The following is a 15,626-nucleotide window of genomic DNA, read 5'->3' as shown; positions in this document are numbered from 1 at the left end:
GATGGGTTCCGTGACCCCTTTCCCCAGCAAGAACGACGGCGACGGCGCCACCGGTGCCGCCTCCGCAAGCGCGACGGCGTCAGGGGTCACGGAGTCCGACCGGCTCACTGCCACGCTCCGGGCCACGGCCAAAGGGGATGACGCCGCCTTCGCCCGTGTCTACGACGACACGTCGGCGAGGGTCCACGGCCTCGTGCTGCGGGTGCTGCGCAACCCGTCCCAGGCCGAGGAGGTCACCCAAGAGGTGTACCTCGAGGTCTGGCGACGCGCCAGCTCCTTCGACCCGGCGAAGGGGTCGCCCTATGCCTGGCTGATGACCCTGGCCCACCGACGGGCCGTCGACCGGGTCCGCAGCAGTCAGTCGGCCACCGCGCGGGACGAGACCTGGGAAGCCCGTACCCGCGACATCCACTACGACGCGACAGCCGAGAAGGCGACCGAGAGATTGGAGGCCCACCGCGTGCGCACCGCCCTCCACGAGCTGACGGACGCACAACGGGAGGCCGTGAGTCTGGCCTATCTCGGTGGGTACACCCACCGCGAGGTGGCCAGCCTGTTGGACCTACCCCTCGGCACCGCCAAGACCCGCATCCGGGACGGGTTGATCCGCCTACGAGACCAGTTGGGAGTGACCTCATGAGCGAAGACCTGCACAGCCTCTCCGGCGCCTACGTGCTCGATGCCCTCACCGAGCAGGAACGTGCGGACTTCGAGATGCATCTGCGTCGCTGCCCGACCTGCCGTGACGAGGTCGACTCGCTGCGCGAGGTGGTCCCGCTGCTCGCCGAGACGGTCGCGAGCGAACCGCCCCCCTCGCTGCGCGAGAGCATCCTCGACCAGGCGGCCCGGACTCGGCAGGACCCACCGGTCGCCGTCCAGCAGGCGGAGGTGACACCGGCCGTGCCCGACCGCCAGCAGCCCGCACACGCCCGCGTGGTGCCCCTTCGAGGCTCCTCCGTCGCACCTCAGGACGGCGCGCTTCGGCGCCGTCGATGGGCAGTCGGCCTCGCCGCAGCAGCAGCGCTCGTCGTCGGCGGTGGCGTCACCTGGCAGGTCGTCGAGCAGACGACCACCAGCGTCACCGAGCAGATCGCCTCGGCACCGGATGCCCGCACCTGGCAGGCCGAGACCACCGGCGGCGCCACGATCGCCGTCACCCGCAGCGAGAACATGGGCGAGGCGGTACTGCAGGTCGAAGGCCTGGCGGATCCCGGCGAGGGGCATGCCTACCAGGCCTGGCTGCAGAACGAGGAGGGCAACATGGTCCCGGCCGGCGTGATGACCGGGACCGACGGTGAGATGGTCCTCGACGGCGACGTCAGTCAGGCGAAGGGGGTCGGCGTCACCGTCGAGCCGGCGGGCGGCTCGGAGCAGCCGACCACCGACCCGATCGCCCTGATCGTCCTGTCCTAGGACGCGGTGTCCCTACGACTCCTCCGCGGAGTAGGGTCGGACCCGTCAACTGCTCCCCAACACCCGCACGAAGGGGTACGAGATCTCGTGAGCACCACTCCCGTCAAGGTCGCCGTCACCGGCGCAGCAGGCCAGATCGGCTACAGCCTCCTCTTCCGCATCGCCAGCGGATCTCTCTTCGGTCCCGACACCCCCGTCGAGCTCCGACTGCTGGAGATCACCCCGGCCCTGAAGGCACTGGAGGGTGTCGTCATGGAGCTCGACGACTGCGCCTTCCCGACGCTGGCCGGAGTCGAGATCGGCGACGACCCGGAGAAGGTCTTCGACGGCGTCAACCACGCCCTGCTCGTCGGCGCCCGCCCCCGCGGCCCGGGCATGGAGCGCGGTGACCTCCTGGAGGCCAACGGCGGCATCTTCGCCCCGCAGGGCGCCGCGCTGAACAAGGTCGCGGCCGACGACGTCCACGTGACGATCACCGGCAACCCGGCCAACACCAACGCCCTGATCGCGATGAACAACGCACCGGACATCCCCGACGAGCAGTTCTCCGCGCTGACCCGCCTCGACCACAACCGCGCCATCAGCCAGCTCTCGAGCAAGCTGGACGTGCCGGTCACCGACATCACGAAGATGACGATCTGGGGCAACCACTCCGCGACCCAGTACCCGGACCTCTTCCACGCCGAGGTGGGCGGGAAGAACGCCGCCGAGACCGTCGGCGACCAGGACTGGTTGGAGAACACCTTCATCCCGACCGTCGCCAAGCGTGGCGCGGCCATCATCGAGGCCCGTGGCGCGTCGTCGGCGGCCTCGGCCGCCTCCGCGACCGTCGACCACGCCCGCGACTGGGCGCTGGGCAGCCCCGAGGGCAACTGGGTGTCGATGTCGGTCTGCTCCGACGGCTCCTACGGCGTGCCGGAGGGCCTGATCTCCTCCTTCCCCGTCACCGTCTCCGACGGCAAGTGGGAGATCGTCCAGGGCCTGGAGATCGACGACTTCAGCCGCGGCCGGATCGACGCCACGGTCGCCGAGCTCGCCGAGGAGCGCGACGCCGTGACCAAGCTCGGGCTCATCAAGGGCTGACGCCTCACCTCACCCGCACCCGATTCTCGGGTGACCCGATGAACCCCGGGTTTGCAAGAGTTTCATACTCGTGCAATCCCGGGGTTTGTCTTGTCGAGTGGTGCGATGTCCTGCGGAGCAGCGCTCAGCGCGGCGACATGTCGAGGGTGAAGCCGGAGACGACGACCAGCACCGCGAGGACGACGAGGGTGAGGGCATCGAGGGCCCGGCTGCGCACGACGAGGCCCCCGGCGCGGTCCGGGGCAAGCACGATCCGCAGCAGCGCCGCCAGCACGAGTGTGGCCCCGATGACCGCGGTCGCCCGCAGCACGTGGTCGCTGAGGACGAAGAGCAGCCCCACCACGATCCCCGCGGCGATGACCCACCACGCCGCCAGGGGCGGCACGTCGAGCGCAGGGCGCGCCTGCTCGGACAGGTCCTCGCTGGCGACCTCCTCCGGGCTGGGCTCCTCGTGGACGTCCTCGTCAGGCACCGGCGGCCCCGACGACGTTGGCCAGCAGCATCGCGCGGGTCATCGGGCCCACACCGCCGGGATTGGGGCTGATCCAGCCGGCGACCTCGGTGACGTCGTCGGCCACGTCGCCGGCGATCCGGCTCTTGCCGTCCTCGCCCTCGACCCGGCTGACCCCGACGTCGAGCACCGCGGCGCCCGGCTTGACCATGTCGGCGGTGATGATGCCGGGCACCCCCGCGGCCGCGACGACGATGTCCGCCGTACGCACCTCCGCCGCAAGGTCCCGCGTCCCGGTGTGGCACAGGACCGGCGTCGCGTTCTCGCTGCGCCGGGTGAGGATCAGGCCGAGTGGCCGCCCGACGGTGATGCCGCGCCCGACGACTGCGACCTTGGCGCCCTTGACCGGCACCTCGTGCCGCCGGAGCAACTCGATGCAGCCCATCGGCGTGCACGGCAGCGGGCCCGGCTCCCCCAGCACCAGTCGGCCGAGATTGACCGGGTGCAGCCCGTCGACGTCCTTCGCCGGATCGACTGCCGAGAGGATCGCGTTCTCGTCCAGCCCCGTCGGCTGCTGCACGAGGAAGCCGGTGCAGGCCGGGTCCTCGTTCAGCTCCCGGACGACCGCCAGGACCTCCTCCAGCGTCGAGTCGGCCGGCAGGTCACGGCGGATGCTCGTGATCCCGATCTCGGCGCAGTCCCGGTGCTTGGCGCCGACGTACCAGCGGCTACCGGGGTCGTCACCGACCAGGACGGTGCCCAGACCGGGAGTGATCCCGCGCTCCTTGAGCGCGGCCACCTTGGTCTTCAGCTCGTCCTTGATCGACGCGAGTGCCGCCTTGCCGTCGAGGATCTGTGCAGTCACGTGGTCATCCTTCCAGTGCGTGGCGCTGATCAGTGGGCGAAGTGCCGCGTACCGGTGAAGTACATCGTGATCCCGGCGGCCTCCGCCGCCTCGACGACCTCGTCGTCACGCACCGATCCACCGGGGGCGACGACCGCGGAGACCCCGGCGTCGAGCAGGACCTGCAGACCGTCCGCGAAGGGGAAGAACGCGTCGGACGCTGCGGCGGCCCCCTTCGCCCGGTCCTCACCCGCGCGCCCGATCGCGAGGTGGCAGGAGTCGATGCGGTTGACCTGGCCCATGCCGATGCCGACGGAGCCGCCGTCTCTGGCCAGGAGGATGGCGTTGGACTTCGTGGCCCGCACCGCGCGCCAGGCGAACGCGAGGTCGGCGAGGGTCCTCTGGTCGGCGGCCTCACCGGCCACCAGGGCCCACCGGGCCGGGTCATCACCATGCCCCTGGGTCGGCTTCTCCTCGTTCGTCGCCTCGACGACCGCGTCGATCGTGTCGCGGTCCTGGACGAGGACTCCACCAGAGATGGGACGCACCTCGACTCCCCCCGGTGTCGGCGTGGCGACCGTGAGCAGACGACGGTTCTTCTTCTCCTTCAGGATCTCCAGCGCGTCGGTGTCGAAGTCCGGGGCGAGGACGACCTCGGAGAAGGTGTCGTTGAGTGCAGTCGCCATCGCCGCGGTGATCGGGCGGTTGCTCGCGACGATGCCGCCGTATGCCGAGATCGGGTCACAGGCCTGGGCGCGCTCGTAGGCGGCCTCGATGCTCCCGCCGACGGCGATGCCGCACGGGTTGGCGTGCTTGATGATCGCGACCGTCGGCTGGTCACCGTGATCGTGCGCGGCCCGCAGCGCGGCGTCGGCGTCGACGTAGTTGTTGTACGACATCGCCTTGCCGTGCAGCTGCTCGGCCCGGGCAAGTCCCGCGACACCGTCGGCGACGTAGAGGGCCGCACGCTGGTGCGGGTTCTCGCCGTAGCGCAGCGTCTGCTCACGGGTCCAGGTGCCACCGATCTGCGCGTCGAAGCCGGTGCCGTCGCCGGTGTCGGCGACCGCGCCGGCCATCCAGTCGGCGACCGCCACGTCATACCGGGCCGTGTGGGCGAAGGCCTCGGCCGCGAGTCGCTGGCGCTGCTCGAGGGTGAAGCCGCCACCGCGGACGGACGTCAGGACACTGCCGTAGCTGTCCGGGTCGGTCACGATCGCGACGGACGCGTGGTTCTTCGCCGCGGCGCGCACCATCGTGGGGCCACCGATGTCGATCTTCTCGATGCAGTCCTGGACGCCAGCACCGGAGGCCACGGTGTCGGCGAAGGGGTAGAGGTTGACGACGACGAGATCAAAGGGTGCGACCTGCAGCTCCTCGAGCTGGCGGACGTGGTCACTCAGACGGGTGTCGGCGAGGATCCCGGCGTGGACCCGCGGGTGCAAGGTCTTCACGCGGCCGTCGAGGCACTCGGGGAACCCGGTGAGGTCCTCGACCTTGGTCACGGGCAGGCCGAGCTTCTCGATCAGTGCGGCTGAGCCACCGGTGGAGACCAGCTCGACACCGGCGTCGACGAGGCCGGCGACGAGGTCCTCCAGGCCGGACTTGTCGAAGACCGAGACGAGGGCGCGGCGGACGGGGCGGGGATCGGACACGGATGCTCCTGATGGGTCGGCTTCGCGATGAGCGCACCCAGGCGGGCGATGCACCCCGACGTTCACTCCCCGGTGGTGACCCACCTTCGCCAGTCGTGAGGCCCCAAGTCTACGGCGGTCCGGTCGGGGCCAGCCAATCAGCCGACGAGGCAGCGACGGCCCTCGACCCGCCACCCACCGGTGGCCATGGCCGTGACGACGTCGACGAGCATCTCGCGCTCGACGACCTTGATCCTCTCGTGGAGCGACTCCTGCGTGTCCTCGTCGGTGATCTCGACGACGCGCTGCTCGATGATCGGACCGGTGTCGACGCCCGCGTCGACGAGATGGGCGGTCGAGCCGGTGACGCGCACGCCGTGGGCGAGGGCGTCACGTACCCCGTGAGCGCCCGGGAAGGAGGGCAGCAGCGCCGGGTGGGTGTTGAGGAAGGTCGCGGACCCGAGCGTGGCCGGGCCCAGGATCTTCATGAACCCCGCAGTGACGACCAGGTCGGGGGTGTGCTCGCGCACTCGCTCGGCCAGTGCCGCATCCCACGCGGTCCGGTCGGCGTGGGCACAGACCGCTTCGACGAAGGTCGGGACGCCGGCGGCCTCGGCCCGCTCGAGGCCCGCGCAGCCCGCCCGATCGGCACCGACGGCAACGACCTCCACCGGGAGCGCGCCGGCCGCCTGCGCGTCGAGCAGGGCCTGCAGCAGCGAGCCGGATCCGGAGACGAGGACGAGGAGGCGAAGGGGGCGGCGCACGCCGCAAGTTTAGGGTCAGCGGCGCAGGACCCACCACTCGCGGGCGAAGACCGCGAGTGCACCCAGGCCGAGCTCGAGGACGAGCGCGAGGCCGAGCCACGGGGTCGGCGCGCCGAGGTGGGCGAGGTGCTCGGCCCCCAAGGAGGCGCCGCCGAGCAGGTCGAGCGCGACGACGCCCAGGGCAGCGACCCCGACGGAGACGGCGATCACCGCGAGCTTGGTCTGGGTCGCGGCGAGCCGAGGCACCCAGACGAGCGTCTCGCGCCCCAGCCACGCGCCGACGAGCAACGGCAGCAGGACGAGCAGGTGGGTGGCCCAGTGCAGGTCCCCCGGCTGCGGCTGCGCCGCGAGCACCGGGACCATCGGCAGCAACCCCGAGTCCGCAGCGGCCCATGTCGTGCTGGCTCCACCGATCGCGAAACCCGGCCCGGCGGCGAAGGAGGCACCCCAGATCCCCAGGTTCGGCAGCAGACCCACCTGCAGCAGCACCAGCAGCAACCCACCGAAGAAACCGGCTCCGAGGTCGGCGTGAACCTGCATCACGCGGGCGATGTTGACCCCGACGGCCACGAGCACGAGCACGGAACCGACCGCGACGGTGACCAGCGCTCCCTTCGCCCCGGGGACGAGGCCCCGGTGCAACGCGACGGGGGCCCTCCCCCACACGGCGAGGACGCGGTCGGGCAGCCCGTGCGCCCAGGCCAGGGCCACCGCCGGGAGCACGACCAATGGGAGGATGAGGGAGAGCACCTCCGGTCCGGCCGGCGCGAGCAGGCCGAGCAGGGCCGCGATCACGCCGACTGCGGCGTAGCCGCCGAGCCAGGACCCCTGCAGACGCAGGCCCGGCACCTCCGGCAGGCCACGACGCGCGCCATACCTGGCCAGCACGAGCAGGGCGAGTGTCCACACCAGCGGAGTGAACGCCACGGTGCCCCCGTCGAGGGCGAGCCGGGCCCCGCCGAGCACGAGCCAGAGGAGCGCGCCGGCGCCGATCGACTCCCCCACCCCGGCAGCGGCACGGGGGACGGCCAGCGCCGCGAGCAGGACGAGCACCAGGGGTGCGAGCAGCCCCGCGAGGGCCGTCAGCGCTCCCGTCCCGGCCGCCCGCACCTCGGGGCGCCGGTGGAGGCCGTCGTCGACGGTCGTCGCGGACCTGATGAGCTCCAGCACGGTCACGCCCCCATCGTGACCCACGAAGGCGCACGCGGGGCGCAGACAAGCCGTAGCGTCGGAGGTGAATTGTCGGGTCCGATGCAACCAGGTGTCGCTCTCGCGCGTCTGGAGGGGTGTATGAAGGGAGGGAAGGTGTCGGCGGCGGCCGAGTTCGACGAGTTCTACCGAGCCTCCGCGCAGCGAGTCGTGCACGTCGTCTACGCGTCCACGGGTGACCTCGAGCTGGCCAAGGACAGCACGCAGGAGGCCTTCGCCCGGGCGTGGCAACGGTGGGACCAGGTCAGTGCGGCCGATGAGCCACTGGCGTGGGTGCGCACCGTCGCGCGGCGCATCGCCATCTCCGCGTGGCGCAAGGACACCAACCGGACGAAGGCGATGGAACGACACGGCGAACCGGGCGGCCCCGCCGCCCCGAGCGAGGACCGCGTGGCCGTGGTTGCCGCGCTGCGCACCCTGGGGCCGGAGCTGCGCGAGACCTTGGCCCTGCACTACCTGGCGGACATGTCCGTCGACGAGATCTCCTGGCAGACGGGTTCCCCGCCGGGAACGATCAAGGCGAGGCTGCATCGCGGCCGTGCCCAGCTGGCCATGGCCATGACCGCACCCGAGTCCGAAGGAGGTCCCGATGACCAGGCATGACGACTCGTCGTGGGGACCCGATGAGGACGAGCTGGTCCGGGCCGCGCTGATGTCGCTCATGGACGACGTGTCGGACCAGCCCCTGCCCGAGCCGGAGTCCGTCCGCGCCCGTGCCGAGGGTCGGGGCACGGGTGAGGTGAGCGACCTCGCGGTCCGCCGCAGCCGCCGACGCTCCTTCGCCTTCCTCGCGGGGGCGGCCGCCGCAGCCGTCCTCGCCACGACGGCGGGCCTCTACGTGGCCAACCAGTCTCCCGACCGTCCGGTCGCGACGTCGAGCACGCACCAGGAGACCACGAGCGGATCGAGCACGGCTGCCTCGCGCCTGACCATGCTCAGTGCGCGCACCTGGTCAGCGGTCCTCGACCGCCCCGTCGCCACGACGACCACGGACGCGCCCGACGGGAAGGGCTGCTTCGAGTCCACCGACGACGCATCGTGGACCCGCGGTGCGCCCGAGCTCGCCGACGGCAGCATCCCTGCCGTTCAGTGGATCGGCCTGCCCCGGAGCGGCTCGAGGCCGTTGACGCGCGCCGTCGATGCGGCCCTTGAGCGCTGCGACGACCTGACGACCACCGACCGCACGCGTGGCACCCTGACCGACGGTGCGACCTACCGCGGTTGGTTGATGGAGGACACCGACGGCACGCGAACCTGGCGGGTCGAAGTCACCGACGGTGACGGGCTGTCCTTCCTCAGGGTTCCCGCGTCGGGCAACGACAGTCCCACTCCCGAGGAGATCCGAGCGCTGGCCCTGGCCGTCATCGGCGAGGCCGACCTGGCGCGGGAGACCTCGACGTCCCAGACGTCAGGCCGCACCGACACGGCCACGGACACCGACCCGACGACGGCTTCCTCACCGGCCACGACGCTGGTCCCCCCGCCCCAGCCCACCGGCGCCAGCACCGGCGACCCCTCGGGCACCGGCACCACCGCCGCGCCCTCATCGAGCTCGTCGTCGCCCCCGACCGATGACGTCATCGACAGCGCACGATTCGTCCCGGCGGACCGGTGGGCGTCCCCGGCCCTGACGGGATCTGCGGCGACGACGGCAGGCCCGCTCCGCCTCGAGGGTTCCCCGCCGTACATCGAGGCCTGCATCACCAGCGAGCTCGAGGCCCCGGTGGCGGCCACCGGAATCCGGTCCGGCCCGGGCGAGGACAACTACTTCGCCCGGCAGTACATCGCCCTGTCCTCGGACCCGGACACCGCGCGCTCGGAGCTGCTCGCCGGCTACAGCAGCGGGGCCTGCCCCGGCCCGGCGATCGGTGGGACGTCCACCCAGCTCACCTCGAGCATCTTCAAGCTGCAGCAGGGCGACCTCACCAACTACATCGCCGTGGTGCGGATGCAGGGCCAGGGCATCTCCGTGCTGGAGCTGGCCGAGGCGAAGACCGCGCCGCGGCCGTTGACCGACTCCGTCGCGGTGTCGGAGCTGACGAGGATGTCCGACCTGGCCGCCGCGCGCTGAACCGGCGGCGGGCGGTAGGACAACGCCGACCCGGGAGCAGGGGGGATCGACCGGGTCGGCGCTGCGCTCTCAGGCTAGCCCGTCACCGAACGGAAGACACCCTCCTGAGGTGCGAGTCACGCGGATCGTGTCGCCGACCGGTGCCGCGCGGGTGCTTCAGGGGCGGCGCAGCAGCAGGGCCGTCGCCACGGCCGCCTCGGCGGCCTCGCGACCCTTGTCCTCGGTCGAGTCGGGCAGGCCCGCGCGGGCGAGCGCCTGGGCCTCGTCGTCACAGGTGAGCAGGCCGAAACCGATCGGCGTGCGGGTGTCGACCGCGACCCGCGAGAGGCCGTCGGTCGCGGCGGCGCACACGTAGTCGAAGTGCGGCGTGCCGCCACGGATCACCACGCCCAGGGCGACGACCGCGTCGTGGGCCCCGGCCAACGCCGATGCCACGACCGGCAGCTCGAAGCTGCCCGGCACACGCACGACCTCGGCCGTGATCCCTGCGTCGCCGAGGGCCCTCTGTGCCCCCGCGACGAGGCCGTCCATGATGACGGTGTGCCAGCTGGAGGCGACGATGACGACCTTCAGGTCCCCCGCGTCGGTGATGTCGATGCTCGGCGCTCCGTGCCCGCTCATGTCGTGCTCCTGTCCTGGGTGTCGGCCGGCAGCCACGGCAGGTCGTGGCCCATCCGGTCCCGCTTGGTGCGCAGGTAGCGCAGGTTGTCATCGGTGATCCCTGCCGGCAGTGGTGTCCGGCCGGCGACCTCGACGCCGAGGGTGCGCAGTGCCTCGACCTTGGCCGGGTTGTTGCTCAGCAGCTGCAGGCGGGTGACCCCCAGCTCGCGCAGGACCTGCGCGGCATGGGTGTAGTCGCGGGCGTCGACCGGCAGCCCCAGGTCGGAGTTGGCGTCGACGGTGTCGGCACCCGCGTCCTGCGCGGCGTACGCGCGTAGCTTGTCGATGAGGCCGATGCCCCGTCCCTCGTGGCCGCGGACGTAGACGATCACCCCGGCGCCGGCATCGACGATGGCTCGCTGGGCGGCCTCGAGCTGGGGCCCGCAGTCGCACCTGCGGGAGCCGAAGACGTCCCCGGTGAGGCACTCGCTGTGCACGCGCACCAGCGGGGTCCCGGTCGTGATGTCGCCGTGGACGAGCGCGATGTGCTCGCTGCCGTCGATCCCGGAGCGGAAGCCGTGCGCGATGAACTCGCCGTTGGTCGTGGGCAGCCGGGTCGTCACGACCGGCTCGATGAGTGCCTCGGTGCGACGGCGGTGCTCGACGAGGTCGGCGATGCTGACCAGCGGCCAGCCACGCTCGTCGGCGAGGCGACGCAGGGAGGGAAGGCGGGACATGGAGCCGTCCTCCTCGACGACCTCGCAGATCACGCCGGCGGGCGCCCGGCCACCGAGGCGGCACAGGTCGAGCGCGGCCTCGGTGTGGCCGCGCCGCACGAGCACGCCACCGTTGCGGGCACGAAGGGGGAAGACGTGGCCCGGCCGGGCCAGGTCACCGCGCACCGTGGCCGGGTCGGCGAGCAGCTGCGCGGTCCGGGCCCGGTCGGCGGCACTGATGCCCGTGGTCACGCCCTGGGCGGCATCTACGGAGACGGAGTAGGCGGTGCCCTTGGCGTCCTCGTTGATCGCGGTCATCGGCGGCAGTGCGAGCCGGTCGAGCTCCTCGCCGGTCATCGACACGCAGATCACTCCGCTGCCCAGGCGCACGGTCAGAGCCATGAGCTCGGGGGTCGCGGCGTCGGCGGCGAAGATGATGTCGCCCTCGTTCTCCCGGTCCGCGTCATCGACGACGAGCACCGGACGGCCCGCGGCGATCGCCTCGATCGCGATCTCGATGTCGTCGAGCAGGTCATCACGTCGGGTCATCGGTTCTCCCCCGGGCTGAGTGCGAGCATGCGGTTGACGTATTTGCCGAGCACATCGACCTCGATGTTGACCCGGTCGCCGACTCCCTTGCGGCCCAACGTGGTCAGGTCGAGCGTGGTGGGGATCAGGGCGATCTCGAGGTAGTCCTCGCCGATCGCGGAGAGCGTGAGGCTCACGCCGTCGACGCAGATCGAGCCCTTCTCCACCACGAAGGGGGCCAGCTGCGGGTCGAGGGAGAGGCGTACCTCTTCCCAGCGGTCGCCGGGGCGGCGCTGAAGGATGGTGGCGGTGCCGTCCACGTGCCCCTGGACGAGGTGCCCGTCCAGGCGTGCGCCCAGGACCATCGCCCGCTCGAGGTTGACGGCGTCACCCACGGCGAGGTCACCGAGTCCGGTACGACGCAGGCTCTCGGCCATGACGTCGAAGGTGACTTCATCCCCCTTCGCCTCCGTGTCTGTGACGGTGAGGCAGGCGCCGTTGACGGCGATCGAGGCCCCGTGGGCGGGGTCGCTCGTGGTGACGTCGCCGCGCACGGTGATCCGGCTGGAGTCGGTGCCCGCCTCGATGGCGATCACCTCCCCGAGCTCCTCGATGATCCCGGTGAACATCAGCTGTCCCTTCTGACGGTGGCGGTGATGGCGACGTCGTCGCCGAGGCGGGCGACGTCCGTGGTGGTCAGGCGCAACGCCTCGGTGATGGTGGTGATGCCCGCGTCCTGCAGGACGGGGCGGCCGCTGCCGAGCAGGGCCGCAGCGATGTGGGCGACGACCTCGTCGACGAGGTCGGCCGCGACGAAGGAGCCCGCAAGGTGGGCACCGCCCTCGAGGAGGACGGAGCGGATGCCCCGCTCGTGCAGGGCAGCCAGGACCGCTGCCAGGTCGAGCCCGGCGCCCGCGCGCGGGACGGCCACGACGTCGATGCCTGCGGCGACCAGGTGGTCGGCGGCCGCGCCGTCGGCGACGACGACGAGGGTCGGTGCAGCCTCGTCGAGGACCCGTGCGGTCAGGGGGATCCCGGCGGTGGAGTCGAGGACGACGCGCACCGGCTGGACGACGTCGGCGACATCGCGTGCGGCCAGGTGCGGGTCGTCGGCGCGCAGCGTCCCGGCCCCCACGAGGACCGCGTCGCACCGGGCACGCAGCCGGTGGACCTCTGCGCGGGCCTGCGCACCGGTGATCCACCGGCTGGTGCCGTCCGCGGCGGCAGTGCGCCCGTCAAGCGTGGCGGCGAGCTTCCAGGTGACGAAGGGGCGGCCGTGCGCCATGGAGTGCAGCCAGGCGCGGTTGACGTGCGCGGCCGCCTCACGGCCGGTGCCGACGAGCACCTCCACCCCCGCGTCGCGCAGCTCCTGCGCTCCTCCCCCGGCCACCGCGGTGGGGTCGGGCACGGCGATCACGACGCGGGTGATCCCGGCGGCGATCAGCGCCCGGGTGCACGGACCGGTGCGTCCGGTGTGCCGGCACGGCTCGAGGGTGACGACCGCGGTACCTCCCCGGGCCGACTCCCCCGCCGCACGCAGCGCGTTGACCTCGGCGTGCGGCCCACCGGCGGCTTCGTGGAGGCCCTCGCCGACGACCCGGCCGGCGGCGTCGAGGACGACGCACCCGACGACGGGGTTGGGGCTGGTCCGGCCCAGGGCACGGCCAGCCAGCGCGACGGCTCGCGACATGGCGACATCGACCTCGGCTGCCTGGCCGACCGGCTGGCTCATGGGGCCCTCTCGTGCTCTGACGCGAGCCACGAGGCGAGGGAGACACGTCCTGCGACGTGACGGTGTGCACCGGGAAGTCGACTGCTCGACCTCGACCGTGCCGGCGGAGAACCACGCGGCACGGCGGCGCCACCGCGTGCTGCCTCCCATCCGGACTTTCACCGTCGGTGCTGGAGTTCCACCAGCTCGGCTCCCCTCCGTGAGGACGAGGAGTTCGCGGACTGTCACCGCCGGCTCGGATTTTCACCGACCCCGGAGCACGCGTACGACGTTCGTTCGTACGCGGTCAGGATACCCCCGATGCAGTGGCGGGCACATGTGGGTCTGCCCACACGAGCGAAGGGGGCGATGACCACCCACGTGGTCATCGCCCCCTTCGCCGGGAGGTGCAGGTCCTACTTGCTCAGGCCCTGCATGATCTCGCGCATGAGGTCAGCGGTCGCGGACGGCGTCTTGCCGACCTTGACGCCGGCGGCCTCGAGGGCCTCCTTCTTGGCGGCAGCCGTTCCGGAGGAGCCGGAGACGATGGCGCCGGCGTGGCCCATCGTCTTGCCCTCGGGAGCGGTGAAGCCCGCGACGTACCCGACGACGGGCTTGGTCACGTTGTCCTTGATGTAGGCCGCCGCACGCTCCTCGGCGTCGCCACCGATCTCGCCGATCATGACGATCGCGTCGGTCTCGGGGTCGTTCTCGAAGGCCTCGAGGCAGTCGATGTGCGTGGTCCCGATGACCGGGTCGCCGCCGATGCCGACGCCCGTGGAGAAGCCGAACTCACGCAGCTCGTACATCATCTGGTAGGTCAGCGTGCCGGACTTCGACACCAGACCGATGCGGCCCGCACCGGCGATGCTGGCCGGGATGATGCCGGCATTGGACTGCCCGGGGCTGATCAGACCGGGGCAGTTCGGCCCGATGATCCGGGTCGCCTTGCCCTTGCTGTAGTTGTAGAACTCCGCGGAGTCCTTGACCGCGATGCCCTCGGTGATGACGACGGCGAGCCCGATCTCCGCGTCGATCGCCTCGACGACGGCGGACTTGGCGAAGGCCGGCGGCACGAAGATGACCGACACGTCGGCGCCGGTCTCCTTCATCGCGTCGGCGACGGAGCCGAAGACGGGCACGGACTGGCCGTCGGGGAAGTCGACGCTCTGGCCGGCCTTCTTGGGGTTGACGCCGCCCACGACGTTGGTGCCGGCGGCGAGCATGAGCGTGGTGTGCTTCATGCCCTCGGAGCCGGTCATGCCCTGGACGATGACCTTGGAGTCAGCGGTGAGGAAGATTGCCATGTCTGTTCTCTACGTCCTAACGTCTTTAAGCAAGCTCGGTCTTCGCGGCCAGCTCGGCCGCCTGACGGGCAGCGCCGTCCATGGTGTCCTCGATGGACACCAGCGGGTGGTTGAACTCGGCGAGGATGCGGCGACCCTCCTCGACGTTGTTGCCGTCGAGGCGGACGACGAGGGGCTTGCTGGCCTCGTCGCCCAGGGTCTTCAGGGCGCCGACGATGCCGTCCGCCACTGCGTCGCAGGCAGTGATGCCGCCGAAGACGTTGACGAAGACGGAGTTGACCTGCTCGTCGCCCAGGATGACGTCCAGGCCGTTGGCCATGACCTCGGCCGAGGCGCCGCCACCGATGTCGAGGAAGTTGGCCGGCTTGGCCTTGCCCCCGGTGTGGTCCTCACCCGCGTAGGCGACGACGTCCAGGGTGCTCATGACCAGGCCGGCGCCGTTGCCGATGATGCCGACGTTGCCGTCGAGCTTGACGTAGTTCAGTCCCAGACCCTTGGCCTTGGCCTCGAGCGGGTCGGCCGCGGCCGAGTCCTCGAGGGCAGCGTGGTCGGGCTGGCGGAAGTCGGCGTTGCCGTCGAGGGTGACCTTGCCGTCGAGGGCGATGATCTCGCCCTGCTCGGTCTTCACCAGCGGGTTGACCTCGACCAGGGTGGCGTCCTCGTCGCGGTAGACGACCCAGAGCTTCTTGATCGCCTCGGCGACCTTCGGCTGGTCGGCGGCCTCGAAGCCGGCCGCCTCGACGATCTCCTTCGCCTTGGCGTCGTCGATGCCGACGTTGGGGTCGACCGCGATGCGCGCGAGCGCCTCGGGCCGCTCCACGGCGAGCTGCTCGATCTCCACGCCGCCCTCGACGGAGCACATGGCCAGGTAGGTCCGGTTGGCCCGGTCGAGCAGGATCGAGAAGTAGTACTCCTCGGCGATCTGCGCGCCCTGGGCGATCATCACCTGGTGGACCGTGTGGCCCTTGATGTCCATGCCCAGGATGGCCTCGGCGTGCGCCTCGGCCTCGTCGGCGGTCTTGGCGACCTTGACGCCGCCGGCCTTGCCACGGCCTCCGGTCTTGACCTGGGCCTTGACCACGGTGACGCCGCCGCTCTGGACGCCGATGGTCTCGGCGGCGGCCCGCGCCTGGTGCGGGGTGGTGGCAACGGCGCCGGCAAGAACCGGGACGCCGTGCTTCTCGAACACGTCGCGTGCTTGGTACTCGAAGAGATCCACGAGGGTGATTCCGTCCTCTGCTGTGGTAACGGGGTGCGGGTCGAGAGTAGCGCCCGCAGGGTGGCGTCAGCACGTCCGG

16 protein-coding genes and 2 riboswitches are annotated in these 15,626 nt (G+C 71.5%); of the genes, 5 read left to right on the top strand and 11 right to left on the bottom strand.

Features of this window, described 5'->3' with window-relative positions; translation table 11 throughout:
* The first annotated feature begins 1 nt into the window (after position 1).
* From sigK to BJY20_RS12070, 3 genes are all read left to right on the top strand, one after another.
* On the top strand, positions 2-640 hold the full coding sequence (gene sigK, locus BJY20_RS12080) for an ECF RNA polymerase sigma factor SigK (RefSeq protein WP_185992586.1): 639 nt from the start codon (positions 2-4) through the stop codon (positions 638-640).
* Positions 637-1,413, top strand: coding sequence for an anti-sigma factor (locus tag BJY20_RS12075; RefSeq protein ID WP_185992585.1), 777 nt, complete (start codon positions 637-639; stop codon positions 1,411-1,413). Before sigK ends, BJY20_RS12075 begins: the two co-directional genes overlap by 4 nt.
* Before the next feature lie 87 nt (positions 1,414-1,500).
* Entirely contained in the window at positions 1,501-2,496 is a 996-nt protein-coding gene (locus tag BJY20_RS12070) for a malate dehydrogenase (protein ID WP_185991764.1), read from the top strand.
* A 124-nt stretch (positions 2,497-2,620) separates the two neighbouring features.
* On the opposite strand, the gene BJY20_RS16100 is transcribed toward BJY20_RS12070, so the two are convergent.
* The 5 genes from BJY20_RS16100 to BJY20_RS12045 form a co-directional block, all read right to left on the bottom strand.
* A complete protein-coding gene (locus BJY20_RS16100) occupies positions 2,621-2,968 on the bottom strand; it encodes a DUF3017 domain-containing protein (RefSeq protein ID WP_185991763.1) in 348 nt (115 codons plus the stop codon).
* The gene (locus BJY20_RS12060; protein WP_185991762.1) at positions 2,961-3,812 is read right to left on the bottom strand and encodes a bifunctional methylenetetrahydrofolate dehydrogenase/methenyltetrahydrofolate cyclohydrolase; all 852 of its coding nucleotides are present in this window, start codon (positions 3,810-3,812) and stop codon (positions 2,961-2,963) included. Before BJY20_RS12060 ends, BJY20_RS16100 begins: the two co-directional genes overlap by 8 nt.
* Before the next feature lie 29 nt (positions 3,813-3,841).
* Positions 3,842-5,443 (bottom strand): bifunctional phosphoribosylaminoimidazolecarboxamide formyltransferase/IMP cyclohydrolase, encoded by a 1,602-nt coding sequence (gene purH / locus BJY20_RS12055; protein ID WP_185991761.1) that lies wholly within the window; start codon positions 5,441-5,443, stop codon positions 3,842-3,844.
* Between the two features lie 28 nt (positions 5,444-5,471).
* Positions 5,472-5,550, bottom strand: a riboswitch (ZMP/ZTP riboswitch).
* A gap of 30 nt (positions 5,551-5,580) precedes the next feature.
* The gene (purN, locus tag BJY20_RS12050; protein WP_185991760.1) at positions 5,581-6,186 is read right to left on the bottom strand and encodes a phosphoribosylglycinamide formyltransferase; all 606 of its coding nucleotides are present in this window, start codon (positions 6,184-6,186) and stop codon (positions 5,581-5,583) included.
* Between the two features lie 15 nt (positions 6,187-6,201).
* Complete coding sequence (locus tag BJY20_RS12045) at positions 6,202-7,362, bottom strand: cell division protein PerM (RefSeq protein ID WP_185991759.1); 1,161 nt, start codon at positions 7,360-7,362, stop codon at positions 6,202-6,204.
* Between the two features lie 114 nt (positions 7,363-7,476).
* On the opposite strand from BJY20_RS12045, the gene BJY20_RS12040 reads away from it, so the two are divergent.
* Positions 7,477-7,998: an RNA polymerase sigma factor gene (locus BJY20_RS12040; protein WP_185991758.1), complete on the top strand. Its 522-nt coding sequence runs from the start codon at positions 7,477-7,479 to the stop codon at positions 7,996-7,998.
* Positions 7,985-9,466: a hypothetical protein gene (locus BJY20_RS12035; protein ID WP_185991757.1), complete on the top strand. Its 1,482-nt coding sequence runs from the start codon at positions 7,985-7,987 to the stop codon at positions 9,464-9,466. Before BJY20_RS12040 ends, BJY20_RS12035 begins: the two co-directional genes overlap by 14 nt.
* Positions 9,467-9,622: 156 nt before the next feature.
* Here the strand turns inward: BJY20_RS12035 and ribH are convergent, their stop codons facing one another.
* The 6 genes from ribH to sucC form a co-directional block, all read right to left on the bottom strand.
* The gene (ribH, locus tag BJY20_RS12030) at positions 9,623-10,087 is read right to left on the bottom strand and encodes a 6,7-dimethyl-8-ribityllumazine synthase (RefSeq protein WP_185991756.1); all 465 of its coding nucleotides are present in this window, start codon (positions 10,085-10,087) and stop codon (positions 9,623-9,625) included.
* Positions 10,084-11,331, bottom strand: a complete 1,248-nt coding sequence (locus tag BJY20_RS12025) for a bifunctional 3,4-dihydroxy-2-butanone-4-phosphate synthase/GTP cyclohydrolase II (protein WP_281366041.1) — start codon at positions 11,329-11,331, stop codon at positions 10,084-10,086. Before BJY20_RS12025 ends, ribH begins: the two co-directional genes overlap by 4 nt.
* Positions 11,328-11,939, bottom strand: a complete 612-nt coding sequence (locus tag BJY20_RS12020) for a riboflavin synthase (protein ID WP_185991755.1) — start codon at positions 11,937-11,939, stop codon at positions 11,328-11,330. The genes BJY20_RS12025 and BJY20_RS12020 overlap by 4 nt, the downstream gene beginning before the upstream one ends.
* A complete protein-coding gene (gene ribD / locus BJY20_RS12015; protein WP_185991754.1) occupies positions 11,939-13,042 on the bottom strand; it encodes a bifunctional diaminohydroxyphosphoribosylaminopyrimidine deaminase/5-amino-6-(5-phosphoribosylamino)uracil reductase RibD in 1,104 nt (367 codons plus the stop codon). Before ribD ends, BJY20_RS12020 begins: the two co-directional genes overlap by 1 nt.
* A gap of 132 nt (positions 13,043-13,174) precedes the next feature.
* Positions 13,175-13,307: riboswitch (FMN riboswitch) on the bottom strand.
* Positions 13,308-13,437: 130 nt separating this feature from the next.
* Positions 13,438-14,328 (bottom strand): succinate--CoA ligase subunit alpha, encoded by an 891-nt coding sequence (gene sucD, locus BJY20_RS12010; protein WP_185991753.1) that lies wholly within the window; start codon positions 14,326-14,328, stop codon positions 13,438-13,440.
* A gap of 25 nt (positions 14,329-14,353) precedes the next feature.
* Positions 14,354-15,547, bottom strand: a complete 1,194-nt coding sequence (sucC, locus tag BJY20_RS12005) for an ADP-forming succinate--CoA ligase subunit beta (RefSeq protein ID WP_185991752.1) — start codon at positions 15,545-15,547, stop codon at positions 14,354-14,356.
* Positions 15,548-15,626: the final 79 nt, after the last annotated feature.

It is taken from the genome of Janibacter cremeus (assembly GCF_013409205.1).
GTDB classification, from domain to species: domain Bacteria; phylum Actinomycetota; class Actinomycetes; order Actinomycetales; family Dermatophilaceae; genus Janibacter; species Janibacter cremeus.
This window is presented reverse-complemented; position numbering and strand designations above follow the sequence as displayed.

What these genes read in the sequence shown, in the direction of transcription:
- sigK (WP_185992586.1), top strand. Translation starts at nt 2, where the DNA reads ATGGGTTCCGTGACCCCTTTCCCCAGCAAGAACGACGGCGACGGCGCC.
- BJY20_RS12075 (WP_185992585.1), top strand. Translation starts at nt 637, where the DNA reads ATGAGCGAAGACCTGCACAGCCTCTCCGGCGCCTACGTGCTCGATGCC.
- BJY20_RS12040 (WP_185991758.1), top strand. Translation starts at nt 7,477, where the DNA reads ATGAAGGGAGGGAAGGTGTCGGCGGCGGCCGAGTTCGACGAGTTCTAC.
- BJY20_RS12035 (WP_185991757.1), top strand. Translation starts at nt 7,985, where the DNA reads ATGACCAGGCATGACGACTCGTCGTGGGGACCCGATGAGGACGAGCTG.
- ribH (WP_185991756.1), bottom strand. Translation starts at nt 10,087, where the DNA reads ATGAGCGGGCACGGAGCGCCGAGCATCGACATCACCGACGCGGGGGAC.
- BJY20_RS12025 (WP_281366041.1), bottom strand. Translation starts at nt 11,331, where the DNA reads ATGACCCGACGTGATGACCTGCTCGACGACATCGAGATCGCGATCGAG.
- BJY20_RS12020 (WP_185991755.1), bottom strand. Translation starts at nt 11,939, where the DNA reads ATGTTCACCGGGATCATCGAGGAGCTCGGGGAGGTGATCGCCATCGAG.
- ribD (WP_185991754.1), bottom strand. Translation starts at nt 13,042, where the DNA reads ATGAGCCAGCCGGTCGGCCAGGCAGCCGAGGTCGATGTCGCCATGTCG.
- sucD (WP_185991753.1), bottom strand. Translation starts at nt 14,328, where the DNA reads ATGGCAATCTTCCTCACCGCTGACTCCAAGGTCATCGTCCAGGGCATG.